Origin of the sequence: Auritidibacter ignavus (genome assembly GCF_029853775.1) — a bacterium.
Taxonomy (GTDB): Bacteria; Actinomycetota; Actinomycetes; order Actinomycetales; family Micrococcaceae; genus Auritidibacter; species Auritidibacter ignavus.
Window position 1 is genome coordinate 1342483 of the sequence record NZ_CP122564.1, and the last position, 25733, is coordinate 1368215.

23 protein-coding genes and 1 pseudogene are annotated in these 25733 nt (G+C 58.9%); 9 read left to right on the plus strand and 15 right to left on the minus strand.

The features are described 5' to 3' along the window. The first annotated feature begins 35 nt into the window (after positions 1–35). Together QDX22_RS06115 and eccCa are read left to right on the plus strand one after the other, a co-directional pair. Positions 36–971 (plus strand): P-loop NTPase family protein, encoded by a 936-nt coding sequence (locus QDX22_RS06115; RefSeq protein WP_122549533.1) that lies wholly within the window; start codon positions 36–38, stop codon positions 969–971. After that, on the plus strand, positions 968–5221 hold the full coding sequence (gene eccCa / locus QDX22_RS06120; protein ID WP_279717637.1) for a type VII secretion protein EccCa: 4254 nt from the start codon (positions 968–970) through the stop codon (positions 5219–5221). The genes QDX22_RS06115 and eccCa overlap by 4 nt, the downstream gene beginning before the upstream one ends. An 18-nt stretch (positions 5222–5239) precedes the next feature. On the opposite strand, the gene trpS is transcribed toward eccCa, so the two are convergent. The 4 genes from trpS to QDX22_RS06140 form a co-directional block, all read right to left on the minus strand. After that, on the minus strand, positions 5240–6310 hold the full coding sequence (gene trpS, locus QDX22_RS06125; RefSeq protein WP_208392220.1) for a tryptophan--tRNA ligase: 1071 nt from the start codon (positions 6308–6310) through the stop codon (positions 5240–5242). Between the two features lie 167 nt (positions 6311–6477). Continuing rightward, entirely contained in the window at positions 6478–7401 is a 924-nt protein-coding gene (locus QDX22_RS06130) for an exodeoxyribonuclease III (RefSeq protein ID WP_424923552.1), read from the minus strand. Positions 7402–7436: 35 nt separating this feature from the next. After that, positions 7437–8000, minus strand: a complete 564-nt coding sequence (locus QDX22_RS06135; protein ID WP_183145635.1) for a hypothetical protein — start codon at positions 7998–8000, stop codon at positions 7437–7439. Between the two features lie 70 nt (positions 8001–8070). Further along, positions 8071–9651 carry an MDR family MFS transporter gene (locus QDX22_RS06140; RefSeq protein ID WP_341771021.1) on the minus strand — a complete coding sequence of 527 codons (1581 nt, stop codon included), beginning with the start codon at positions 9649–9651 and terminating at the stop codon, positions 8071–8073. 121 nt (positions 9652–9772) lie between these two features. Here QDX22_RS06140 and QDX22_RS06145 point away from each other — a divergent pair, with 121 nt between their 5' ends. Then, positions 9773–10234 carry a MarR family winged helix-turn-helix transcriptional regulator gene (locus QDX22_RS06145; RefSeq protein ID WP_279717638.1) on the plus strand — a complete coding sequence of 154 codons (462 nt, stop codon included), beginning with the start codon at positions 9773–9775 and terminating at the stop codon, positions 10232–10234. Here the strand turns inward: QDX22_RS06145 and QDX22_RS06150 are convergent. Continuing rightward, complete coding sequence (locus tag QDX22_RS06150) at positions 10231–11118, minus strand: bifunctional methylenetetrahydrofolate dehydrogenase/methenyltetrahydrofolate cyclohydrolase (RefSeq protein ID WP_122549537.1); 888 nt, start codon at positions 11116–11118, stop codon at positions 10231–10233. The genes QDX22_RS06145 and QDX22_RS06150 overlap by 4 nt on opposite strands. 27 nt (positions 11119–11145) lie before the next feature. Further along, the gene (gene glyA / locus QDX22_RS06155; protein WP_110099386.1) at positions 11146–12426 is read right to left on the minus strand and encodes a serine hydroxymethyltransferase; all 1281 of its coding nucleotides are present in this window, start codon (positions 12424–12426) and stop codon (positions 11146–11148) included. Positions 12427–12826: 400 nt separating this feature from the next. On the opposite strand from glyA, the gene QDX22_RS06160 reads away from it, so the two are divergent. Beyond that, positions 12827–13375 (plus strand): Fur family transcriptional regulator, encoded by a 549-nt coding sequence (locus tag QDX22_RS06160; RefSeq protein ID WP_122549538.1) that lies wholly within the window; start codon positions 12827–12829, stop codon positions 13373–13375. A gap of 45 nt (positions 13376–13420) precedes the next feature. Further along, entirely contained in the window at positions 13421–14878 is a 1458-nt protein-coding gene (locus QDX22_RS06165) for a catalase (protein ID WP_110099388.1), read from the plus strand. Between the two features lie 125 nt (positions 14879–15003). Here QDX22_RS06165 and QDX22_RS06170 read toward each other — a convergent pair whose 3' ends face one another. The 5 genes from QDX22_RS06170 to QDX22_RS06190 all read right to left on the minus strand — a co-directional run bounded on the left by QDX22_RS06170 (position 15004) and on the right by QDX22_RS06190 (position 17527). Continuing rightward, positions 15004–15651: an LPXTG cell wall anchor domain-containing protein gene (locus QDX22_RS06170; protein WP_122549539.1), complete on the minus strand. Its 648-nt coding sequence runs from the start codon at positions 15649–15651 to the stop codon at positions 15004–15006. 525 nt (positions 15652–16176) lie between these two features. Next, positions 16177–16737, minus strand: a complete 561-nt coding sequence (locus QDX22_RS06175; protein ID WP_166769889.1) for a fibronectin type III domain-containing protein — start codon at positions 16735–16737, stop codon at positions 16177–16179. Further along, a complete protein-coding gene (locus QDX22_RS06180; RefSeq protein ID WP_166769890.1) occupies positions 16713–16997 on the minus strand; it encodes a hypothetical protein in 285 nt (94 codons plus the stop codon). The genes QDX22_RS06175 and QDX22_RS06180 overlap by 25 nt, the downstream gene beginning before the upstream one ends. Continuing rightward, on the minus strand, positions 16978–17142 hold the full coding sequence (locus QDX22_RS06185) for a hypothetical protein (protein ID WP_166769891.1): 165 nt from the start codon (positions 17140–17142) through the stop codon (positions 16978–16980). The genes QDX22_RS06180 and QDX22_RS06185 overlap by 20 nt, the downstream gene beginning before the upstream one ends. A 7-nt stretch (positions 17143–17149) precedes the next feature. After that, positions 17150–17527 carry a hypothetical protein gene (locus QDX22_RS06190; protein WP_279717639.1) on the minus strand — a complete coding sequence of 126 codons (378 nt, stop codon included), beginning with the start codon at positions 17525–17527 and terminating at the stop codon, positions 17150–17152. Between the two features lie 163 nt (positions 17528–17690). Between QDX22_RS06190 and QDX22_RS06195 the strand changes: the two genes are divergently transcribed. Next, positions 17691–18569, plus strand: a complete 879-nt coding sequence (locus QDX22_RS06195; RefSeq protein WP_122549542.1) for a formyltetrahydrofolate deformylase — start codon at positions 17691–17693, stop codon at positions 18567–18569. Positions 18570–18613: 44 nt separating this feature from the next. After that, on the plus strand, positions 18614–19153 hold the full coding sequence (locus tag QDX22_RS06200; RefSeq protein ID WP_110099391.1) for a gamma carbonic anhydrase family protein: 540 nt from the start codon (positions 18614–18616) through the stop codon (positions 19151–19153). Here the strand turns inward: QDX22_RS06200 and QDX22_RS06205 are convergent. From QDX22_RS06205 to QDX22_RS06220, 4 genes are all read right to left on the minus strand, one after another. Beyond that, the gene (locus tag QDX22_RS06205; protein ID WP_279717640.1) at positions 19150–20406 is read right to left on the minus strand and encodes an ABC transporter ATP-binding protein; all 1257 of its coding nucleotides are present in this window, start codon (positions 20404–20406) and stop codon (positions 19150–19152) included. The genes QDX22_RS06200 and QDX22_RS06205 overlap by 4 nt on opposite strands. Before the next feature lie 66 nt (positions 20407–20472). Next, positions 20473–21336 (minus strand): carbohydrate ABC transporter permease, encoded by an 864-nt coding sequence (locus tag QDX22_RS06210; protein WP_110099443.1) that lies wholly within the window; start codon positions 21334–21336, stop codon positions 20473–20475. Positions 21337–21371: 35 nt separating this feature from the next. Next, positions 21372–22355, minus strand: a complete 984-nt coding sequence (locus QDX22_RS06215) for a carbohydrate ABC transporter permease (protein ID WP_244924691.1) — start codon at positions 22353–22355, stop codon at positions 21372–21374. Then, positions 22352–23653, minus strand: coding sequence for an extracellular solute-binding protein (locus tag QDX22_RS06220; RefSeq protein WP_183145637.1), 1302 nt, complete (start codon positions 23651–23653; stop codon positions 22352–22354). The genes QDX22_RS06215 and QDX22_RS06220 overlap by 4 nt, the downstream gene beginning before the upstream one ends. 384 nt (positions 23654–24037) lie before the next feature. Between QDX22_RS06220 and QDX22_RS06225 the strand changes: the two genes are divergently transcribed. Continuing rightward, positions 24038–24604 carry a hypothetical protein gene (locus tag QDX22_RS06225; protein WP_110110954.1) on the plus strand — a complete coding sequence of 189 codons (567 nt, stop codon included), beginning with the start codon at positions 24038–24040 and terminating at the stop codon, positions 24602–24604. A 511-nt stretch (positions 24605–25115) separates the two neighbouring features. After that, positions 25116–25543: pseudogene (locus QDX22_RS06230) on the plus strand (transposase); the annotation flags it as partial. Positions 25544–25733 lie beyond the last annotated feature (190 nt).

Below are 25733 nucleotides of genomic sequence, written 5' to 3' on the forward strand. Positions count from 1 at the left end.
CACATCATGTCCCAAATTTGAGAGGACTTACCGAGATGAACTCTCACGGAAATGTTTCTCGCCTCAATTCCACTCCCCCACCCCAACAGCAGAACCCGCTACCCGAAACTCCGCGTAGCCAACGTCGCCACCAACAATCCGCGCCCTCCTCCCCGGAGTTGCCGGCGCGTCGCGGCGATAGCCTGGTGCTACGTGGCTGGCGAGCGGTGAAATACCTGTTCGCCTCCGATCCCTTCCCGGAACAGCTCGAGGACGCCCTGGAGATGTGCCAGGCCCCGGTGACCTCGGGGCGCCGGATCGCGGTGATGTCGCCGGTGGGCGGGGCTGGGGTGAGCACCCTGGTGGCCTTGATGGCACGCCAATTTGTCTCGATTCGTACCGAGCCGATCTATGCCGTTGAGCTCAACCACCCGTTATCCGCTGAGGCCGGCCTGCAACGACGGATCGACCCGGATCCGGCCGAGAACCTCACCGTGGTCAGCGAGTTCGCCGCCCACCCCGATGATCTGGATCGCGAGTGCATCAACGATGCCTTCCAGTACTACGCCCAGAACGCTGCGGTGACACTCTTCGACCTGCCACCACGCCTGGACCTGCTCGAGCCACTGCACCACGGGCTACACGAGCTGATCATTCCGGTGCCGTGTTATCCGGCTGCCGTGGAAGCCACTGAGAAATTCTGCGCCCGGGTCGCCGCGGCCTACCCGGAGCTGGCGATGATGCCGTTGCTTGTCGATAGCTACCGAACCAGCCGGGCCACCCGGCGCGATTTCTGGAAGATGGCGCGCCACTCACGCTTAGAGGACCATTTCGCGGCCACCCGACGGCGTTCGCTGTTGACACTGCGCTACGACCTCCACCTGGCCGCCGGAGCCCCGGTACAACTATCACTGTTATCCGAGAAGGCGCGCCTCCAGGTGGCCTCGATTGCCGGCCGCGCCCTGAAAATTGCCACGGACGGAGAACTGTGAGCCTACGAGCAACGACCAAAACCGCGAACCCAGAACCACAGGCAGAAGAATCGGCCACCCCCATTCACGAGGCCACCGCCCTGACCGATAGCCGGATCGACACCGGCGGGCTCTTCCACCGTCCGGCCCGCTCCACGGTTCCGGTCAGCGAACCGGAGCCACATAACGTCAATAAACCCCCGATGATCGAGGATACTGGTGCAGCCGGAATGGGCTTTATCGGGCTGATCCCGCTGATCGGTATTGCCGCGGCCATGTCGGTGATGATGTTGCTACGCAATTCCCCGTTCGCCGCCGTCGGGGCGATCATGATGGTGGTGACGGTGATCGGGGCGATCGTGATGATGATGTCCCAATCCGGTAAGGCAACCCGCAAGCGCCAGCGCGCCAGGAATTCCTATCTGGAATACTTGGAGAGCGTCCGTGATGAGTTAACCGCCAAAGAAAATCAGCGCCGCCAAGAACTTGCCGACGTCAATCCGCCGCCGGATGCCCTGATCGAGTATCTGGCCACGCCCTGGCGTGCCTGGGAACGTCGCCGGCATCACTCCGACTTTCTCGACATTCGTCTCGGTGTCGGCGATGGCGCCGGGTTCCCGATCCGCCTGCAGGGCGAAGAGGACTACTCCCAGCAAACCGACCCGCACCTGACCGAACAACTGCAGGTGCTCCAGGACCGATTCGCCACCACCCCGGAATTGCCACTGACGCTGAATCTTGCCCAACAACACACGGTTTCGGTGATCGGATCCTCGCTTTTCTGCTCGACGGCGATCCGGAATATCATCCTGCAGCTGATCAGCCTGCACTCTCCCGAAGACGTGCACTTAGCGGTCGCGGTACCCCGGCATGCTCAGGCCGAATGGTCTTGGCTGCGCCGGGTTCCCCATATTCTGGATCAGCGTCAGCCCACCCAACGTGGCCCGCTGCCCCGGCTGGCCCCGAGCATGCCGGAGCTAGCCAAGCTACTCAAACAGGATCTGGCCCACCGGTATCAGTCCTCGGCCGAATCGCGCCGCAATACCATCCACGCCAAGATTCTGCAGACCGCGGTTCCCCGGTTGATCATTATCGATCTGACCCGGTCCCGCTCGGTAGAGAATTTCTCGGTCCCGGGTACCGAGACCAGCCACCAGCTGGGTGTCACCGTGATTCACGCGGTTGCCGAACAGCTGGATGAGCCCGGGGAGATCTCAGCCCGCATCAAGGCCACCGGAAATATCGGGGAAACCCAAACCCGGATCGAAAATTTCGGTCTGGCCGGCACTGGAACCCCACAGACCTTCTTGGGCGCACTGGATGATTCCGATCCGGCACTGGCCGCCGGGATCTCTCGGATGGTCGCCCCGATGCGGCTAGATCATGACTCGCTGGAGCACACGGAAAATGATCAGGCCCAGTCCTTTACCAAGCTCTTGGATATGACCGAAATGACCGATCAGGCCCTGGAGCGGGCCTGGCAGCCCCGGATGGGCCCGGACTTTCTCAAAGTCCCGATCGGCCTGGATGATGCCGGGGACCCGGTGTTGCTGGATATCAAAGAGTCCGCCCATAACGGTATGGGCCCGCACGGGCTGTGTGTTGGGGCCACCGGCTCGGGTAAGTCTGAACTCTTGCGCACCTTGGTGCTCTCGCTGGCGCTGACCCACCCGCCCGATATGCTGAACCTGGTGCTGGTAGACTATAAGGGTGGTGCGACCTTCGCGCCCTTTGCCGGGATCCCTCACGTCTCTGGTATTGTCACCAATCTGGCCGATGATGTCTCGCTGGTGGACCGCATCTATTCCTCACTGCAGGGCGAGATCCTACGCCGCCAGGAGCTACTCAGCCAGGCCGGCAACTTGTCCTCGATCACCGAGTACCAGCAATTACGCCACCGGTTGGCCGATACGCCTGAGGGTGAGGCCATGCCCCCGCTACCGCACCTATTTTTGGTGATCGATGAGTTCGGCGAGTTACTCTCGGCCCGGCCAGACTTTATCGAACTGTTCATGTCCATCGGCCGTATTGGGCGCTCGATCGGGGTGCACCTGCTACTGAGCTCCCAGCGCCTGGAAGGCGGGAAGATCCGCGGACTGGATACCTATTTGTCCTACCGGCTGGGCTTGCGAACCCTCTCGGAGGCCGAATCCCGCACGGTGTTGGAGACCCCCGATGCCTTCCACCTGCCGCCGCTACCCGGCTACGGTTATCTCAAGGTCGATACCACCGTCTATACCCGGTTCCGGGCCGGTTTCGTCTCCGGACCGATGGCAGCCGAAACCACGGACGACTCGGTTCCGGTCACCGACCACCCCGGTGCGATCCCCGAGTTCTACTACGCCAGTGAGCTGCTCGACGATATTGCCCGGGTCCGGGCCGAGGAGCTGGAGGCCGAGCACCAGCACGAACTGGCCGAAGCCGAGGGAGACGAAGGCTGTGGCGAACAAGAGCTGGTCCCCGGTGGCGGGCTAGAACCTGAAACCCAGGGCCCCACGGTGTTGGGCGCCGCGGTGGAGCTCATGCGCTCCAAACCGCGGGTCACCGACCCGATCTGGCTGGCCCCGCTACCGGATTCGGTGAGTTTGGATGTCGCGGTGGCCTCCACCGGGCGCACCGAGGCCCCCGGGGTCTCCACTGCCGCCCTGGCCGAGACTCCCACTGCGGGGCGTGGCACCCACCGCCATGATTCCTCGGTGCCGGGACCGCTGACCGCGACCCTGGGTCTGCTCGATGATCCGGCCCACCAGTGGCAGGGGCCCTGGCAGCTGGACTTGACCCGCGCGGGCGGGCACGTGGTGATCCTGGGCGGACCCTCCTCGGGTAAGTCCACCGCGTTGAAAACCCTGGCCCTATCGCTGTCCGATAACTACGACCCCCGCCAGGTCAGCATCTTCGGCTTGGACCTGAAGGGCACCGGTCTGCTGGGCATCTCGGAGCTACCGCACGTGGCCGGGGTCGCTGGGCGCACCCGGCGCGAACGGCTACGCCGTACAGTCGAAGAGGTGGCCGATCTACTCACTGAACGCGAGCAGATTTTTGAAGAGCGCGAAATCGACTCGCTGGCCACCATGCGTCAGCTCTTCGACGACGGGCAACTGCCCAATATTGATGTCCGCGATGTGGTGTTGATCGTTGATGGCTGGGGTGGGCTGCTCGAGGAGTTCGATGAACTCCAGGACGCGGTCTACTCCATCCTGACCCGCGGTGGCGGATTCGGTATCCACGTGATCGCCACCGCGACCCGCTGGAATGAAATCCGGCTAGCCCAGCAGTCCTTCTTCGGGACCCGGTTGGAACTGAAACTCTCCGAACCGGCCGATTCTGTCCACGGTTCAAAGATCGCCAAGAATATCCCCGGTGATAAACCGGGCCGCGGGTTCCACACCGATGGGCTGATCGGTCAAATCGCACTACCCCGCCTGGATGCCAACCCCGATCCGGCCACCCTGGGTCAGGGGCTGTCGGTCACGATTACTCAAATCACCCAGAAGAACCCGGTCTCCTCACCGCATACGGTCCGGTTGCTACCGCACCTGATCCGCCAGGATGAGCTCGTCGCACCCACCACGCCGGGCACCCTGCGCTTGGGCATGATGGAGCGGGATTCCTCAACTCGGTATCTGGATCTCACCGGGTCTAGCCCGCACCTGTTGATGATGGGCGATAACGATTCCGGCAAGACCTCCACGCTGATCGCGCTGGCCCAGGAGCTGATGTCCCAGTACACCAGTGAGGAACTCGTCTTCGCGGTCTGCGACCCGCGCCGGGAATTGCACGAGGTAATCCCGGAGCCGTATATGGGCGGTTATGCCACCTCGGCATCACTGGCCACCCAGCTCTCGGAGGCGGTGGTCAAGGAGCTGACCAACCGGGTCCCGCAGGATCCCACGCCCGGGGCCTTCCAGCCCTCGAGTGAGAACCAGATCGTGTTGCTGGTTGATGACTACGATGTGCTGGCAGCCGGCGGGGTTTCTCCGCTGACACCGTTTGTGCCTTTCGTGCCCATGGGCGTGGATATCAACTTCCACGTGCTGATGGCGCGCCGAATCCGGGGGGCCTCCCGGGCGATGTTCGAGCCGTTTATCACCAGTGTGCGCGAGACCGGTGCCACCACGATCATGCTGGATGGGGATCCGGATGAGGGCCGGCTGATCGGTCGCAACAGGCCGCGGAAATTCCCGGTCGGGCGCGGGATGATCATCGGTGATGATCTGCAACCGCGCACCATTCAGTTGGCAGCCCCCTCCGATATCGCCCAGCGCGGTTAGCCGGGACTCACTACCCGGTTAGCCGCGCGGAGGCAGGAACCCGACCTTGGCGTACACCTCGGCCAGCACCGGGGTAGCAATCTCGCGCGCTTTCTCGGCACCGGCGTCCAGAATGCGGTCTAGTTCGGCGGGGTCATCCAGTAACTCCAGCGCTCGGGTGCGCACCGGCTGCAACCGGGTAGTGACTGCCTCGGCGAGATCGACCTTCAGGTGCCCGTACATCTTGCCCTGGTACTCGGCGACGATCTCATCGATCTCGCACTCGGTGATCGCAGCGAAGATCGACAGCAAGTTGGATACCCCGGGTTTAGTTTCCGGGTCGAAGCGGATCTCGGTCTGCGCATCGGTCACCGCAGACTTAATGCGCTTGGCGATCACCTTGGGCTGGTCGAGAATGTTGATCAACCCATTCGGTGACTCTGCGGACTTCGACATTTTCTTTGTCGGTTGTTGCAGATCGTAGATGCGGGCCCCGGTTTCGGGGTAGAAGCCGTTGGGGACCACAAAGGTCTCCCCGTAGCGGGAGTTGAACCGTTGCGCCAGGTTACGGGTCAGTTCAATGTGCTGGCGCTGGTCGTCACCAACTGGGACTCCCTGTGGCTGATATAGCAAAATGTCGGCGGCCATCAGCATCGGGTAGGCCAGAAGCCCCACCCCGGCGTGCTCGGTACCTTCCTTGGCGGACTTGTCCTTGAACTGGGTCATCCTCGTGGCTTCGCCGAACCCGGTCATGCATTCCAGCACCCAGGCCAGCTGGGCGTGCTCAGGCACTTGGGACTGGACAAAGAGGATGGAGCGTTCCGGGTCGATTCCTCCGGCAATGTACTGAGCAGCAGCGACCCGTGTGCGTTGCCGGAGGTTTTCCGGATCCTGGGGAACGGTGATGGCGTGTAGATCGGGGATGAAGAACAGCGTTTGGAAATTCTGCTGAGTCTTTACCCAGTTCACCAACGCCCCCAAGTAGTTCCCCAGGTGCAAGGAATCCGCCGAGGGCTGCATGCCTGACAGCACCCGGTGCTCGGTGCCAGAGGCCCCAACCAGGTGGGCGGTCTTGGACAGATCAGTGGCGAGCACGTCGGCCGGGCCCAGCGGTCCCGATCCGATCTCGGTCGGTGCTGCGGGGGTCGAGGAAGTGCTGGATGCATCACTCACGGGAATCTTGGCCTTTCTGAGCTCGTGGCGCGTCGAGAAGAAGAACAGGGGAAAACAGGACAATCAGGACTACAGCATCAACATCACCGACACCAGGGAGAGTCTTAGAACTGGTAGTCCACCACCAGCGGCGAGTGGTCGGAGAACCGGGTGTCGTAACTGGGGGCTCGATCCACCACGGCAGTGATGGCTTTGTCGGCCAGATCGGGTGTGGCCATCTGGTAGTCGATCCGCCACCCCGCGTCGTTATCGAAGGCCTTGCCCCGGTAGGACCACCAGGTATAGGGGCCGGGGATATCTCCGGCCAGGCGACGCCCCACGTCAACCCAGTTCAGCTGGTCCGGGTCAAAGAACCGGTCGAAATAGGCACGCTCTTCGGGCAAAAAGCCGGAGTTTTTCACGTTGCCTTTCCAGTTCTTGATATCGAGTTCGGTATGTCCGACGTTGAGGTCACCGGTGACCACAGCCAAGCGATGCTCGGTAGCCAATTCGGGCATGCGGACCAACATTTGGTCGAGGAACCGGTATTTATCATCTTGTTTCGGGGTGTCGACTTCACCGGAGTGCACATAGGCGGACACCACGGTGACCGGCTGACCTGACGGAAGCGTGAGATCGACTTCCACCCAGCGCCCAGCGTTGTCGAAGTAGCTATCCCCAATGCCGGTGCGGGTCTGGTCAAACTCCCAACGGGAGGCGACGGCCACCCCGGCACGGCCCTTAGCTTCTGCCTCAGCGTCGTGAATGTGGGTCACATCCCATTCGTCGCCGGTGATCTCGCCGAGCAACTCGCGCAGGATCTCTCCGTTGGCCCGGACTTCTTGCAACGCGAGAATGTCTACTCCGCGCCCATCGAACCAGGACTTCATCTCTCGCCGGTAGGCGGCACGAATGCCGTTGACGTTGACCGTAGCCACCCGCACTGCACCTTGGGGTTTGGGGGCCCCAGCATGGGCGTGGCGAACGCTGGCTGTGCCCCGGGCGGGTGCGGTGGTCTCTGGGCTTGGGGTCTGCGGCGAATCAGTCACCCCACTAGCCTACCGCGTGAAGCCAGCAACCCGGATTAGTTAATGACGGTCCCGGAGACCGCTCCCCCACCGGAGTCTTGATCGTCATCAGAACGACGGTGGCGATCCGGGCGGATCATGTCTCGGGCGTTAGCGGCAGTCATCTCGATGGTGTCGAGGGCGCGGTCGATCATCTCCATATCGGCGTGCTGACCTTTGGCCAGTTCTTGGGAAATCACCCGCTTTTGGACCTCAACGATCTTGAATGAGTGGTCCAGTTTGGTATCACGCATCGGATCGGTTGCCGGCTCATCCACCACGGTGGTTCCCCCACCACTAGCAGAACCGGGATTGGCCTGAGCAGCCAAATTGGCGTTCAGGGTGGTGGCCTGCCGGCTAATGGCTCGGGCACCTTTGCGTACCCAGAACATCGCGATAATAGCCAGGATTAACCAGGCACCGCTGATGATGACCACCAGCCACCCGATCACGTCATTCTGGTTGGCCGCGAACACGATGGCCACCAGCAACACGATAATCATGACCGTCAACGACAGCCGAGAAACCGTCAGAGTGGTACGGCGGGATTGTTGTTGCTGGGATGAATCCAAGGACTGCATGCTATTTAGTATCGCTGAACCATCGCGTGCCACGCCAATTGGGTCTGCAATGTTGCCACCGGGCCGGACTCTACCCACCGGTGCGGTGAATCACCTCAGCAGGTTGATCGTGGTCAACACTGGTGGCCAACGGCGTCTTGCGCACGAACAGTAAAGCGATAAAGGCCACAGCCACTAGTGGGGTGAGAAACAGATAAATCGGCAACAGCGCGTCGTTATACGAGACCACAATCGCATCTTGCAGGTGTGCGGGTAGCTGGTGGACTGCCTCCGGGGTCAAGGAGTTCGCGTCGCCGTCAACACCGGCGACCTCCCCAGAAAGAAGTTCCGGGAGTCGGTCCTGCAATGCTGCCGTGAGTCTCTGAACGAACAGTGACCCGACGACGGAGGATCCGGTGGTGGCACCAATTTGTCGGAAGAAGTTGGTGGAGGCGGTGGCGGTTCCGACCATGGAATGCGGGAAGGCGTTTTGCACAATCAGGGTGAGAATTTGAAGCGACATGCCCAGCCCGATACCGAAGATCGCCAGTGTGGTGCACAGCCACCACAGCGGTGAGTCCACACGCAACTCGGACATCAACACGAGCCCAAGGATGATCACGATGGTTCCGACCAGTGGGAAGATCTTATAGCGTCCGGTGCGTGAGACCAGCATACCGGTCACAATGGAACTGGCCAGGAAGAAGCCCATGAGCGGGACCATCAGCAGTCCGGCCTGGGTGGCGTTGACGCCGGTGACCATCTGAATATACGTGGGGAAATACCCCAAGGCACCAAACATGGCAATCCCGACCATCAGCGAGGCCAGGGAGGACAAGACGAAATTCGGTTCCTTAAACAGCGACAGCGGGATGACCGGTTCAGTGGCCTTGGCTTCGATCCAGATAAATGCGACGGCAAGTACTACCACTGCACCGATCAGCCCCAGGATGGTCGGTGAGTTCCAGGCGTATTGGTGTCCACCCCAGGTGATCACCAGCACCAGACAGGTGGTGGCGGTGGCCATCACGGTCATGCCCAAATAATCCAGTTTCACGTAACGGGCGTGTTCGTGGCGGGGCAGGCGCATAAAGAAGGCCACAGCAAGGACCGCTACCAGTCCCAGCGGCGGGTTGATCCAGAAAGCCCAACGCCAGCCGGGACCTTCGGTAAACCAACCGCCCAGCAAGGGGCCTACTACCGAGGACAGGGCAAAAACTGCCCCCATCAGCCCCATGTACTTACCGCGTTGTCGGGCTGGGACCACATCTGCGATGGCTGCTTGGGAGAGAATAATCAATCCGCCACCGCCGATACCTTGGACCGTGCGGGAAACGATCAGCCACTCAATACTTTGCGCTAAACCACCGACCAGGGAACCGGCCACAAACAACCCAATCGCAAAAAACAGCAGGGGTTTTCGGCCAAAAATATCGGAAATCTGCCCAAAGATAGGCATGGCAATAGTGGTGGCAAGAATGTAGCTGGTGATCACCCAGGTCATCTGGTCAACGCCACCGAGTTCACCGACGATGGTGGGTAGAGCGGTGGAGAGAACCGTCTGGTTCATCGAAGCCAACAGCATGGTAATCATCAGGCCGATAAAGACCATGATGACCGAAGTCGTCCCGGAATCCTCGGCCGATCTGTGCTGGCTACTGGCAGTACTCACCCAAACTCCTGAACAGGAAACCTCACCGTCAGTTCGATTTCGAACTCTCTTCCGCTCAGGCTACTGTAACACCCGCTAATTCGAATTCAAACTCAGCGCGGAAAGCTCGTAGGATAGCCTCATGATGCCCGCTCATGATCTGTCCGATGACCAGGTACAGACCTACACCGCGTTGATGACCGCGGCCGCCTATTTGAGGCGTCAAACAGAACGCCTCATGCAGGAGAACCACGAGCTCACGCGGGTACAGTTTCATATTCTGGATCGGCTCAATCGCCACCCGGAGGGCTTGCGTATGCATACCCTGGCTGATTATTTGGCGCATTCGCGCTCGGGGATGACCTACCAGATCTCTCAACTAGAGAAGTGTGGAATGGTGCAACGGGCAAGCAACGCAGATAACGAGCGGGCAGTGGTGGCCCAAATTACCGAACTCGGCGCACAAGTGTATACCAGTGTGCTAGCTGATCATCGTTCCACGGTGAAAAAGCACTTCCTGGACGTGCTCACGGAGGACGAACAGCGTACTATTCGGCAGGCTATGTCGAAGGTGTTAGATACCTTCGACGGTCCCCGTGATTAGCCGGCGTTGGCCACGGCTCGTTCGGCAGCTTCCACCACGTTGGAGACTAACTCAACCCGGGTCATGGGTCCCACGCCACCGGGATTGGGCGCCATCCACGAGGCTTTTTCTGCCACAGCAGGGTCAATGTCTCCGGTAATTTTGGCCTTGCCATCCTCACCGACGGCGCGCGTGACGCCCACATCCAGCACGATCACACCGTCTTTGACTTTGTCGGCGGTGACCATATGCGGGGATCCCGCAGCTGCAATGATCACATCGGCTTGGCCAAGTAGCTCATCGAGATTGGTGGTGCCGGTATGAGCGAGGGTCACCGTGGCGTTGACATCTTTACGAGTCAGTACCAGGCCCGCGGGGCGACCGATGGTCACCCCGCGACCAATCACCACAACGTGCTTGCCGGCTAGGTCAATGCCGTAGTGCTTGAGCAAATCCACGCACCCTTTAGGCGTACATGGCAGAGGAGAGTTCAGCTCCGCTGAGGCCGAGGCAACCAGTGCCCCCAGGTTCATGGGGTGCAATCCGTCGGCATCTTTACTCGGATCAATCGCCTCCAGCACAGCTTGGGTGTCAATGTGCGCAGGCAAGGGCAATTGCACAATGTACCCGGTACAGTTGGGGTCCTGATTGAGTTCTTCCACCACAGCCAACACCTGATCCTGGGTGGCATCTGCAGGCAGTTGCTTCTGAATGGAGTTAATGCCCACCTCAGCGCAGTCACGGTGCTTACCAGCCACATAGGATTGTGACGCTGGATCATTGCCGACCAGCACAGTCGCAAGCCCCGGTGTCCTGCCCCGCTCACGCAGAGTTGCCACGCGGTTTTTCAGGTCTTCTTTGATGGCAGCCGCTGTAGCTCGGCCATCAAGTTTCTGAGCCGTCATGAAATGAAGTCTCCTCCGGCAGCGTCGTTACCAGTTTTCCAGTCCCGAGTACAGCGGAAAGTTCTCGGTCAGCTTGACCACGCGAGCACGTAGCTGCTCTTCATCGGCACCAGGTTTCAGGGCGGTTGCGATGATATCGGCAACTTCTTCGAACTCGGTAGCGCCGAATCCGCGGGTGGCCAGTGCAGGGGTACCAATGCGCAGGCCGGAGGTGACCCGCGGCGGACGCGGATCCCACGGCACAGCGTTGCGGTTGACAGTAATGCCGGCGCGGTGCAACAAGTCCTCCGCCTGCTGACCGTCCATGGCCGAGTTGCGCAGGTCCACCAGCACCAGGTGGACGTCGGTACCACCGGTGAGCACAGAAACACCGTGCTCAGCCACATCTGAGGCGCTGAGACGTTCGGCCAGAATGTTCGCGCCTTCCAGTGTGCGCTTCTGGCGCTCGGCGAATTCTTCCGTACCAGCGATCTTAAAGGCCACAGCCTTACCGGCAATGGCGTGCATCAACGGACCACCCTGCTGACCCGGGAAGACCGAGGAGTTGATCTTCTTGGCCAAATCCGCGGTGGAGAGAATGAAGCCAGAACGGGGGCCGGCCAGGGTCTTGTGCACGGTGGAGGTGACCACATCAGCGTAGGGCACCGGGTTGGGGTGCAAACCGGCGGCAACCAAACCGGCAAAGTGTGCCATATCGACCCACAGTTTGGCGTCAACCTCGTCGGCGATCGACCGGAAGGCTTCGAAGTCCAGTTGACGCGGGTAAGCCGACCAGCCGGCGACGATCACCGCGGGGCGTTCGGCCTTGGCCTGCTCGCGCACCTGGTCCATATCGATGCGGTAGGTATCTGGGTCTACTTCGTAGGCGACCACGCGGTGGTTGCGTCCAGAGAAATTGATCTTCATCCCGTGGGTCAGGTGACCACCATGAGCCAACGATAGGCCCTGCATGGTGTCACCGTGGTCCATCAGTGCCTGCATGACGGCCACGTTGGCTTGAGCTCCAGAGTGGGGCTGAACATTGGCGTGTTCGGCAGAAAACAAGCTCTTAGCCCGATCAATCGCCAGGTTCTCAGCGACATCGACGAATTCACACCCACCGTAGTAGCGCTTCCCCGGATAACCCTCGGCGTACTTATTGGTCAATACCGAACCCTGAGTTTCCAGGATGGCCCGCGGAACAAAGTTCTCCGATGCGATCATTTCGAGGGTGTTACGCTGCCGGCCTAATTCATCGTTAATGGCGGTAGCAATTTCGGGGTCGAGCTCTGCTAGAGGTTGGGTGTTGAGCGAATTCTGCTCTGTCATCGTGATCCTTCACAATCGTGGGCCGTCAGCCACCGGCAAGGTGGTCTCACGGGTGCGCGACTCGTTGCGCACGTTCGTTTCAGGAGTGCGGAACCCTGGTGAACGGCTCCATCACCCGCTCTATCTCAGCGCAGTAGCGGTGACACAGTGCAACGTACCTGACGAAAAAAACGCCTGGCAGATCACACCTCGCACAGCTAGTGCTGGTCACTTTCCGCTGGTGTGGCCACCTACGCAGTGTGCAACCGCTTCTATCCTAGCTGGCTTCGCACCCCAGCTACGCTGTCGATGACATCAGTTTCAGGGGTCACTCCAACCCATGAGAAACGGTTATTTTGAATCATTCATGCTTAGGTGCACCTCACTTTTCTGAGTCATTCAAAATTGGGAGACTAGAAACATGATCGCAGAGCATGGACACCGACCTCATGATGCTCCGGGGACGCTTCAAGCCCCGGTGTCGCATGACTGGCGTCCTGAACTTCGCGAGGCCGGGCTTCGAGTCACCAAACAGCGCCTTGCGGTGTTGGAAGCTCTTGAGGCCACACCCCATCAAACGGCCGACAACGTCTTAGACATGGTCCGACGCACTCTGCCAGGTATCACGGTCCAATCGATTTACACCGTGATCCACTCGTTGGTTCATGTTGGCCTGCTCCGTAAGCTGGAATTGCCAAATTCCCCCGCCCGTTACGAACCCGAACTCAACGACAACCATCACCACGTGGTCTGCACGGAGTGCGGTCGCATCGATGATGTCAGTTGCGCGGTCGGCCATGCCCCATGTATGCACCCGGAGGGCTACCACGGGATGAAGATCACCGTGGCCCACGTGGTCTACCACGGGATCTGCACTGAGTGCGCAGCTCAACAGGCCGAACCTGAAGTTCTCGACCCAGCGTCTGCGGTTGCATCACGGTCACAGAACAACGAAACCGCACCCGAATGATTTCCTGCCCCTACTATCCACCCCACTATTTCAAGGAGTATTGACATGGCTGATTCCAAGAACGTCAATCCCGGTGGTTCCACCACCCAGGCAGGTATTCCTGCCGTGAGTGACCGGAACTCGCTGACCGTTGGCCCCGATGGTCCGATTGTCCTGCACGACCACCACCTGGTCGAGACTCTGGCACACTTCAACCGGATGAACGTTCCCGAGCGTCGCCCGCACGCTAAGGGTTCCGGCGCTTTCGGTAAGTTCACCGTGACCGAAGATGTCTCGAAGTACACCAAGGCCAAGGTCTTTCAGCCCGGTGCTGAAACCGAAATGCTGGCCCGTTTTTCCACCGTCGCCGGTGAGTTGGGCTCTCCCGACACCTGGCGTGACGTTCGTGGCTTCGCGCTGAAGTTCTATACCGAAGACGGTAACTTCGACCTGGTTGGTAACAACACTCCGATCTTCTTCGTGCGCGACCCCATGAAGTTCCCGCACTTCATTCGTTCCCAGAAGCGTCTGCCGGACAGCGGCCTGCGTGATAAAACGATGCAGTGGGACTTCTGGACTCAGAATCCCGAGTCCGCACACCAGGTCACCTACCTGATGGGACCGCGTGGTTTGCCGAAGTCGTGGCGCAACATGAACGGCTACGGCTCCCACACCTACCTGTGGTATAACGAAGCCGGCGAGAAGTTCTGGGTGAAGTACCACTTCATCTCCCAGCAGGGCGTGGAGTACCTGTCCAACGAAGAGGCCCAGCAATTGGCCGGTGAGGACGCTGAGTTCCACCGTCGCGACCTGATGGAAGCCATCGACGAAGGTAACTTCCCGAAGTGGGACCTCTACGTTCAGGTCATGCCCTATGAAGACGCCAAAACCTACCGCGTGAACCCCTTCGACCTGACCAAGGTGTGGTCGAAGAAGGACTACCCCCGCATCAAGGTTGGTGTGATGGAGCTGAACCGTAACCCGGAGAACTTCTTCGCACAGATCGAGCAGGCTGCCTTCTCCCCGGCGAACATGGTTCCCGGTATGGGAATGTCACCCGACAAGATGTTGCTGGGCCGTAACTTCGCTTACGCTGACGCACAGCGCTACCGCATCGGTACCAATTTCCAACAGCTACCGGTTAACAAGCCGATCGTTCCGGTCCACACCTACAACTTCGAGGGAAATATGTGGTACGAGCACACCGGTGCCCGCTCCTACTACGTGCCGAACTCCTTCGAGGATTCTTACTCCGATGAAGAAGGCGTTGTGCCTAGCTCGTGGGAGGCCGATGGCGAGCTGGTTCGTCAGGCCTACACCTTGCGTGAGGACGACGATGACTTTAGTCAGCCCGGTGCCATGGTGCGCGAGGTCTTCAGCCAGCAGGAGCGCGACGACCTGGTAGACACCGTCTCCGGTGATCTCAGCCAGGTCATTGAGCCGGTGGTCTCCAACGCCATCGAGTACTGGAAGAACATTGACCAGACAGTCGGCGAAGCCATCGAGAAGAAGGTTCGTGGCTAGTCTCGGTCGATAAGTTTCCACCCCACCTGGAATAATGATAAAGTCCCGGCTCGGGGCCTCCCGTGAGGTTCCCGAACCGGGACTTTTGCTGTCTGGCCTCTGATCGACACGGCCCTAAGATCAACCTAGTGTTGATGAGCGTGTCTGCGTCTCAACAGCCATCCACAGCCCACCAAGGCACCAGCCAACAGGACCAACCCGCTGGCGGTTGCACCGGTCTTGGCCAGAGAGGACCCTGCCGAGGCCTCGTGCTCATCGCTGGCTTCAGCACTACCGCGCGCCTGGCTGACGACCGACCCGTTATCCAGCCTTGAGGCAGTCGTTGTCTGGTCCCCACCCGGCTGCTGACTGGTAGAGCCCGAGTCCGAGGTAGCCTGGGTCGGACCCGAATGGAACCACGCATCGACCTGTTGGCCAGCCAGTGATTCCAGACCACCCAAGGTGACAGCGCTTCCGGCAGGAGTCTGTGTTGGGTCGACAGTCAACGCGAGGTGCTGATGATCGCCTGCACTGTCGTGGGCAGGGCTCTCGCTCGCAGACCCTTCAGTGCCGACATCAATCGAGGGGCGTTGCGGCGGCTCTGGCATTTGTGATTCAGAGAAATCGGCGCCGGGCGCGGTGGTCTCCGCCGGTGCACTCTGGCTGGGTTCTGAGACCCCGGGAATATCTGGCATCTCGATACTGATTTCGACGTCCTGGGAGCTATCCTCCGCACTTTGAGCAACCTGATCGCTGAGGTGATCCGGTGCCTGATCGTTGCTTTGATCGCTCACTGAATCACTGCCCTCAGCGTTGGCATCGTCGCTGTTCTCAGCACCAGCCGTTGGTGACAGAGTTTCACCAGGCTGGGCAGACTCAACGGAAGACGGAGAGCCAGGCTCGGTAGCAGTCTTGAAAGTGATATCTGTACCCTTACCGGTAAATCGTGGGTCTCACACAAAACGCAGGTAAACGTTTGCGGTGTACTCTGTGTCCGGCTCTAGCCGGCTCAACGTGTAGTGGGATGTATCGGCTTCTGCAACAACAACCCGGCGTGCACTCTTACCAGTACGGAGTCTGGCTCAGCTACCTTCTTGATTTCCACCAGGTCACTGCGACGCTCATTTTTGCCACAGCTGATCGTGGCCCGAACATCAAACACGCCGTCTACCGTCAGGTTCTCAGGGACCGTGGCTCAATCCGCCGCCTGCTCCGCAAACAGGGCCTCACCCTGTTCGTCCGTGAGCTCGATTTTGGCCTGATAGCTCACCGTGTCGGGGGTCAGCTTCCCCACACCGGCCCGGGCGGCCACCCAGTATTCACCAGAGATCCGCCGGAACGCTCAGGGTGGAGCGCTGTTGCTTCTGATTGGGTGTCTGCATGCCGTAGGTCAATGTGTCCGCGGTCGACAGCGGGGCATGGGAGACCGGCCGAGAAAAAATACCCATGAGCATCGCGATCTTCATGCGTCCGGTCGGCGCCGGTAAATCATCAAGCGACAAACCGGGCTGAGTCAGTTCAAGGCTGAGACCATCGGTGGCCTCAGCCTTAGTAATCCGGTGCGCAACTCCGTCGTTCTTCGCTTCCGGGGTGAAGGTCTTGGTATTCCATGCTGTGGAGTTTCCACCGGCCAGCGAACGAACGCGCCTCACGTATGGTGTCTTGGGCTTTAGGTCGGTGACTTTGGCCGTGTTGTCCTGCGCAACGGCTAGCTCAGACCATCGCTGCTCACCAGACGCACCGTATTGAGCCTCATACCCAGTAGCGCCGTAAGCGGTCGACCATGTCGCCACCGCACTGGTATCTGTCACGTCTTTGACCTGCAGGCTGGGCGCCGCAAACAGGGCATCATCTTCTACAGTGGAGAGCGTGCGGGACACCGAGATAGCCTTCGGTGGCTTCTTCGGGTCAGCAGCGTCGCCAGAGCTGTACCAGTAAGCTCCCAACTGGTCTTTTCGACGAAATCCACGAACTTCTGCGGGAAAGTCCCCCAGGTGTTTCCGTCTCGCTTGTGCGGTGTCGCGACGTTCTCCACCGCGACGCCCTGGAAATCGGGAGTCACGGAGAACCCGTCGTCCGCCAGATCCATGGCGCCGTTGCGGAAAGTTGCGATGTCCACATCATCGGCGCGTTCCAGCACCTCGTTCCCGCACCTCCCCCTTGGAGAAATCATCAATAGCTGACCCGAAAACGGTCATATCAGCAGTGACTGCGCCGTGGCCATTCTCCCAGGTGAGAACCCGATCGTGGTTGGTGAAGTAGACCATGCCGGAGTAAAACGTCACGGTGAAGCTACCCTCCCATTGGACGGGACCAGAGTTCGTTACTGGGGTCCAGATAGCCCGTTCCGTTCGCGATATTGACGGACGATCCCGGTGTGTAGCGGTTCGTCACGGTGTTAACATCACCGTCAGGCCCGGTAATTGAGACGTTGCCTTCTTGACCACTGAAGTAGCGTTCAAACTCATCATTCGACAATGTGCGAGCACTGTGGAAGATGCCGTCGTTGGCATTCGGGACCTCCCCAGCAATCAACAGATTGTGGCCCAAGGGGGGCCCGGCCTGGCGACTCGTCATTGATTCTCCAGCTGAAAGTTTCCCCTCGACTCGTTGCATCATCGCCATAGCTGGCTGAGTGACCACGACGCCGGCCGCAACGACAGCGGCCACTACAATAGCCGCGATTAACCACCTCACCACTTTCACAGGAAAGTCAAACGTACGACACCCGCGGGTCAAAGTCTCCTCGGAGCGTAGGATTGACACCGACCGAACCGTTTGTTCGCCACACACAGTGCTGCGCCGAGCGCACCTGACGATGATAAGGATTTGAATGCCCGCCAATACCGCCGCTGAGCACCGTCTGGTCGTGACCCTGTCATGTGCCAATCAACCCGGAATCGTGCATGCGATCACCGGCTGTCTGCTCGAGTTAGAAGGTGACATCACCGAATCACAGCAATTCGGCTCACCAGACACGGGGACCTTTTTTATGCGGGTGACCTTCACATCCCCCTACAGGCGGGACGAAGCTGACCCGGTATTCGACCAGGTCCGTGAAGAATTCTCTATGGACCTGAATGTCTGGGACGCCAACGGACGGACCAAGACCATCATCATGTGCTCCAAAGACGGCCGAACACTGAACGAGCTACTCTTCCAGCAGCGCGCCGGGACCTTGCCGATCGATGTCCCAGTCATCGTGTCCAATCACCTCGACCTGCAGCCGATGGCATACTTCTACGACATCCCCTTCGTACATATCCCGCTGGTGAAAAACGCCGATGGTACCGACAACAAGGCCGATGCCGAAGCCCGCCTGATGCAACTGGTCGACGAATACAACGTGGAACTGGTGGTGCTAGCACGGTACATGCAGATTCTCTCCGATGAGCTGGTGCAGAAGCTCGAAGGCAAGGCAATCAACATTCACCACTCCTTCTTACCCTCCTTCAAGGGTGCCAAGCCTTATCACCAGGCCCACGCTCGGGGTGTGAAGCTGATTGGTGCCACCGCACACTACGTGACCGCGGACCTGGATGAAGGCCCGATCATTGAACAACGCGTCCACCGGGTTAACCACGGACTCACCGCAGGCGATTTTGTCGACCGCGGCCGCTCTGTGGAGGGGGCCACGTTAGCGCAAGCTGTTCAATGGCACGCTGAACACCGAGTGCTGTTGGATGGACGTCGCACGGTGATTTTCGAGTAGTCCCGCCGGCAGACAACCGCCGGCCCACCCGTTAAGATGGTGTTATGGCACACATTGTGACGATTGCGGGCGCACGCCCGAGAATTGATTCCACCGTTTTCTTGGCCCCAACCGCGACTCTCAGCGGAGATGTAGCGATGGAGGAGAACTCTTCGGCCTTCTACGGCGTCTCCGTTCGTGGAGATACGGCACCGATCCGTGTGGGGCGCAATACCAACCTCCAAGATAACGTCGTCTTGCACGCCGACGCGGGTTTTCCGTGCACCATTGCCGACAACGTTTCGGTAGGACACTCCGCGGTGATCCACGGGGCCACCGTTGAGACCGAATGTTTGATCGGGATGTCAGCGACCGTGATGAATGGTTCGGTGATTGGTGAGCAGTCGTTGATTGCTGCCGGTGCCCTGGTGACTGAGGGCACCGTTATTCCGCCCCGGTCACTTGTCGCTGGTGTTCCGGCCAAGGTGCGCCGGGAGCTGAGCGACGAAGAAGTGGCCCAGCTACAACGCAATTGGGAGATCTACGTGAAGTTAGCCGCCCAACATCAAGACGCTCCCGAAAACCAAAGCCACCTTGACCGTTAGTGCGGTTGCTCAGAGCGGGCGAGCTCCATTTCGCGAGCCCGTTCTTCGGCCTTAAGCCGCGTCAGCTCCTGCCCACGTTCAGCGTCACGTGTCAGGTTTTCCCCGGTTTCCGGGTCGAAGATGTGGATTCGGGAAGAATCGAGCCACAATTTCTTGCTCTGCCCGGGGCGGACCAGCGACTCAGAAGACAGCGTGGCCACGATCTGGGGACGTAGCTCATCGGCATCCAGCTCGCTGGCCAGCTGGTCTAGGTGTCCTGCCACGCGCGGATCTTGTTCGAAAGGAATGTATCCATACTGTTCTGAGCCCAGCCACTCCACGTGGCTGATATCGGCGGAGAACACCGAACCGTTGTCGAGTTTGCGTTCATCAACCAGGCTGGCGTCTTCGAAGAATTCAGGGCGCAACCCCACCAAGACGATATCGCGACCAGATGCTGCCTGGCGCAGTCGTTCGGTTGCCGGGATATCGGCCACCGGCGAGGACAGCACCGGACCATCCTCTGTATCTTTCAGCGTGGCAGGTAAGAAGCTCATGGACGGGGAACCGATGAATCCGGCTACGAAGAGGTTCAGCGGTTGTTCATAGAGCTCACGGGGCGAGCCCACCTGCTGAAGTTCACCTTTTTTCAACACCGCGACCCGATCGCCCAGGGTCATCGCTTCGGTCTGGTCGTGAGTGACGTAGACCGAAGTCACTCCGAGACGCCGCTGGAGCTGAGAGATTTCAGCCCGCATCTGACCACGCAACTTGGCATCGAGGTTTGACAGTGGCTCGTCAAACAGGAACGCGTCGGCATCCCGGACGATAGCGCGCCCCATGGCCACGCGCTGACGCTGACCGCCGGAGAGGTTGGCGGGCTTGCGCTCCAAATGTTCGGTAAGCTCCAAAAGTTTAGCGGCCTCCGTGACTTTTTCGGTCACCTCAGCATCGCTGGCTTTAGCCAGACGAAGGGGGAAAGCAATATTTTCGAAGACGCTCAGATGCGGATAGAGCGCGTAATTCTGGAACACCATGGCCAGGTTGCGGTCTTTGGGCGCATCTTCATTGACGCGCTGACCGTCGATGTACAGGTCGCCGGCGGTGATGTCTTCCAGTCCCACGATCATCCGCAACAAGGTCGACTTGCCGCAACCGGATGGACCGACAAGGATCACGAATTCTCCGTCCGAGATCTCCAAAGAGACGCCTTTAATGGCGGGGAATCCGTCGTCGTAGTGTTTGACTATCTGGTCCAGAGTAATCGATGCCATGATCCTGCTGGTGTCCTATCTATTGGTTGGATGTTCTGTCATGCTACCGCCGGGGCCGGCGCTGGACTAGCCCTTCACCGCACCGCTGGTCAGGCCCGAGACAATCTGGCGCTGGAAGAGCACCACGATAATAATGATCGGAATGGTGACCACTATCGCCGCGGCGGAGATCGCACCAGTGGGGTCCTCGAACTGGGAGGCGCCCGAGAAGAAGGCGAGCGCCGCCGGTACGGTACGAGCAGATTCGGTCGAGGTCAAGGACATGCCGTAGACGAAATCGTTCCAGGCGATAAAGAACGCGATGATCGCGGTGGTGAACACTCCGGGGGCAGCCAACGGCACAATGACTTTGCGGAAGGCCTGGAATGGGGTGGCGCCATCGACCTGGGCGGCTTTTTCCAGCTCCCAGGGGATCTGCTGAAAGAACGCCGCAAGTGTCCAGATTGAGATCGGCAGCGTCAGCGACAGGTAGGGAATAATCAACCCGAGCCAAGTGTCGTAGAGACCGACGGTCCGCCACATATTGAATAGTGGTGTGACCAAAGAGATCACCGGGAACATCGAGACCATCAGGGACACCCCGAGCACAATCCTTTTGCCGGGAAATTCCAGTCGCGCGATGGCATAGGCGGCGATAGTGGCTAACACGACGGCGATCGCGGTGGCGATCACCGAAATGCCGATGGAGTTCCACAAGGCGGAGAGGAAGAGCTCACGGGAGTCACCCACGATGATTTCTTCGTAGTTGACCAGGGACAAGTTGGTGGGCAGGAAATTGCGGTTGGACAAATCCGCCGGGGTCTTAAAGCTGGTGGCCAAGATCGAGGCGACCGGGAACAGGCACCATAGGGTGACAAATCCAACCAGCACGATCCAACCGACCTTGATCCATAAACCGCGACGTTTGGCTTTCTCCGCGGTGGCCTCCATGGAGGTAGCCTCACCAGTGTTGCGAACCGTGGTGCTCATTTCTTGGATCCTCCTTGACCGGTCAGATCGACTTTGAAGATCTTAATAGAGACCAAGGCAATCAGTGCGACTGCCAAGAACAGCAGTACCGAGACAGCAGATCCCAAACCAATTTCGAGTCGTCCGATCGACGTGCGATAAGCCAACAGACTGAGCACCTCGGTGCCGTAGGCGCCCTGCGTCATGATGAAGACCGCATCGAAGATGCGGAAGGCATCCAGCGCGCGGAACAGCACGGCCACCATGATGGAAGCCTTCATATTGGGGATGATGACTCGCCAGAGTCGCTGGAACCAATTGGCGCCGTCAACCGCAGCAGCTTCCTCCAGTTCCTGAGGCACCTGGGCAAGCCCGGCCAAGAGCAGCAGCGATATGAACGGCGTGGTTTTCCAGATTTCGGACAACATGATCACTGTGAGTGCGGTACCGGCCTGGGCAAACCAGTTCAGGTTTTCATCGACTCCAGGCAGAAAGTCCAGCCACGAGTTCATGTATCCCGAGTCGGAGGAGAACATGTAGTACCAGGCGTAGGCCGACACTACGGTAACCAGCCCATAAGGAATCAGAATCACGGTGCGGACGAAACCACGGGTCCCGCGTATGGCCTTATGCATCACCAGTGCGAGCGCGAAGCCCAATACCAACTCCACCAACACCGTCACCACCGTGATCAGTACGGTGACTCCTAGGTCCCGCCAGAACACCGCATCGGTAAGCACTGTGGCATAGTTACCCAATCCGACGAAGGCACGGTCATCGGGTGCGGTCAGACGGTAGGAGAACAGCGAGTCCCACACCGCTTGGAGCAACGGGTAGAAGATCACCAGCACCATGATGAAGAAAGCCGGTCCGGCCAAGAACCATCCGAGACGGGCTTCGGATTTTGAGCGTTGGGACCGTTTCTGTTTCCCTGGTGCCGGCGCGTTTGTCGTCGGCCGGCCGGGTTCTGGGGCTTGTTGAGTAGGAGTAGCTGAGCTCACAATAACGCCTCGCCTCGAAGTACTTCGGTGATGAAGTTCCCGGTACGTCCCGCGGTCTCTTCGCTCACCTCAGACGGTGGTGTGAATTCTTGCTGGATGGCGGTCGAGACCTCGTTGTAGTACGGGGTCTGTGGACGTGGGGCTGCGATGTCCAGAGAATCCCGGATGGCGTCTTTCATCGGGTACTGTTCATCGATGCCCGGGTAGTCATAAGCCGACGCCGAGGCCGGCGGGTTGCCGTTGCTGATGAAGTATTCGGCTTGGTTCTCGGGACTCACGATGCACTCAATGGCGTCCCAAGCCAACTCCTGGTGTTCTGATTCGGCACCTACACCGAGGTTGATGCCTCCAGTGGGTGGGGTGGCTTGCTGATCAGCGAAGGTGCGCGGGTATGTGGTCCAACCAATATCGTCGAGTAGCGACTCGTCGAACTGGCCTTCTTCCACTGCAGACTGGGTGGCCGGCCAGATAAACGGCCAGTTGACCATAAAGGAGCCACGGTCTTGCTGAAAGACCAACATGGCTTCGTTCTCGGCTTGGGTTGGTAGCCCAGGGCTTCCCAGGCCTTCGGACCCGATCGTGCCGACGATCTCGGCAGCCTTGCGACCTGCCTCAGAGTCCAGACCAATTTCCGTATCTTCCACCGAAGCTTCAGGGTTCTCCACGATCTGTTCACCACCGGATTCCATCATGGCGTTGACCCAGACCGTCATCGACTCGGCTTGTGCGCCGTGGACTGCTAGGAATTTGTCCTGATCACGAGCCACCTCGATGAGTTGATCCCAGGTGACCGGTTCATCCATGTCCAGTCCGGCTTCTTCAACCACGGATTTGCGGTACCACAGCAGCTGGGTGTTGGCCCAGAATGGGACGCCCATGAGCTGGTCTTTCCACGTCGCGCCTTCCAGCGCACCGTCGAGGGTATCGTGGGTGGTTCGCTCGGCCACGTCATCTGGTACCGGAGCCAAGAACCCTGGTTCGGACAACTCAGGCAGATACGGCGGGTCCAGACTCATGATGTCCATGGTGGAGTCGCCGGCGGCCAGCCGTCGGGTGAGTTGCTCGCGTTGCGAAGAGGCATCACGCGGTAGCATCGAGGTTTCGATGCGGTAGGCGCCGTTAGCTTCGGCGGTACACTGTTGGGCCAGTTCGGCTTGTCCGCCGTCATCGGGGTTGGTGTACCAGGTCAGCACCGGAGTTTCGTCTTGCGGACCGCATCCGGAAACCACGAGAGACAAGGCGACACCCAGGCAAGCGAGGGTGCCCGCTCGGTGGCGCCGGGTGGACTGATGTGCCACAACAATCACTTCGCTTCACAATATCGGTGGTCCTCACGCCAGGTGACTCTGCCCGATCATGAGGAGCGTTTATGGCCTAACCTTAGACCCACCATGGCGCAATTTGAAATATTTCACACCAAACTGGTACCGCTACTCGGTTGTTGTCAGGGAATAATACGCCGCTCAAACCATTCTGTGCTGATCTCCCCCACCTCTTCGGGCGGACGCCGGTGCCACCCAGCCAGCAGGCCAATCATCTCGCACAAAAGTGTGATATCCACCATATCAGGTTACCCTGTTAACAAAAAGATACGCCGCTATTCACATTGGGGCGCATCGTGATGTAACTTAGGTCATACAGTCAGTTAGTGAACCATACAATCAAAGAATGCGAGGTTAGCCGTGAAAAATAAAGTACTAGCGTCTGCGGGCTTCGCTGTGTGTTTCCTACTTGCAGGTTCCCCCGCGGCAATTGCGCAGACTGATCATCACCAAGACAATTCTCCAGCTGTCTCCACAGCTCAAGGAGAAGGCAATACAGTCGAATACAATGCATTTTTTGAACGCACCGAAGAGGGCTCGGAGTATATCCATCTAGAATTGTCGCACGGCAAAGCCTCTCTTCAAGAAGACGGAACCGTCATCGTTACCTCCGATAATGGTGAACTTGTCGAAAAGCTAGATACGAAAATCCCCGTCCCTGCCTACGACGAAGTAGTCGAGGTGTCATACGAAGTCAGCGACGACGGTCAAGATATAACCGTATCACTCCCATCGTTACACTCAGAGAGTAATTCAGAAACGGATATTGTGGCTGTGCCGTATGAGGTCGAATGTGGCCTCCCTGGCCTTCTCGTAGGGCTAGGTGGCGGAGCCTTACAGGGACTAGGCGGCGGGGCAGCCGGCGCTGCACTCGGAGCATTAGGTGGAGCCATCACGTCCGGCATCGCCGCCGCAATTGAATGCTAAGCCAAGAATCGCGTCATGACCCGTGCGCCTTTACCTGATTGCGTTATGACTGGATACCTTGGAGCCAAACATGAACTACCTACAGGCCTTTATATCTGGCACATTGACAGGCCTTGCAAGTATTTTGCTAGTGTATATTTTCGATGACACGCTCTCGGTAGTTACCGCCCCTATATTTCTAATAACACCAATAGCAATAGGACTTGCAGCTACATTTATATCTAAGAAACACTCAGCTAAGGGGCCCCCAGAATAACACTGGCGTGTGGGCGAGTCTTCAAATTCGAAGACATAGCTTGGTGTCCCACATTTGCGAATGTCACACAGGGATCGGGCCAGGGCGTCTGGCACTTTAGCACCGAGTGGCGTCGAGCCGGTTGCAGAACACCTCGACGTGTTGCGCGTAAGGTAGCTGTACCCCTGATCTGCCAGTTGACAACCATGTGCGTGACCAGATCGGTCACAGCCGTGGAATAGCAAAATGCGGCTCTTCGTGTTTGAGGGGGTGCCCCTACACACCGGTGCGGGATTGCTCACTGAACGTCAGCAGACGCGCTTAGACGAACTATTCCATAACGACCAGCATGTTGAGGTTGAAGCCACCAGAGAGCGTTCTATCAGTGGATGGTTACCGCCTACCGGGACCGGGACCCAAAGAAAGGCAAACAAACCATGCAACACGTCATCAACTCTCTAACCAGTGGTATCTCGAGCGTGTTAGGCGAGGTTCGTCAGCTCGCCGGCACCCTGAAACAACGAGTTGGAGACATCCTCGCCTACTTCGACCACCCCGGCAGTAGCAACGGGCCCACAGAAGCAATCAACGCCCGACTCGAACACCACCGTAGCTCAGCCCTCAGGTTCCGGAACCCAACCAACTACATCACCAGAAACCTGCTCAAGGCCGGCCGATCCAGACCCCACCTGCACCCTCAGTAACAATGAGCCCAAAATGCAATCTCGCTAGGATGCGCTCATGAGCACTACCAAGATCATTATATTCGGCGCACTACTAGGCCTTGTAAATATATTAGCCATTGCACTGTCAAATGACCCATTAACACCGTTTTCTATCTCTGCCTATTTTCTCATGCCAATCGCGATCGGATTTTTAGTTAAATTCCTTTTT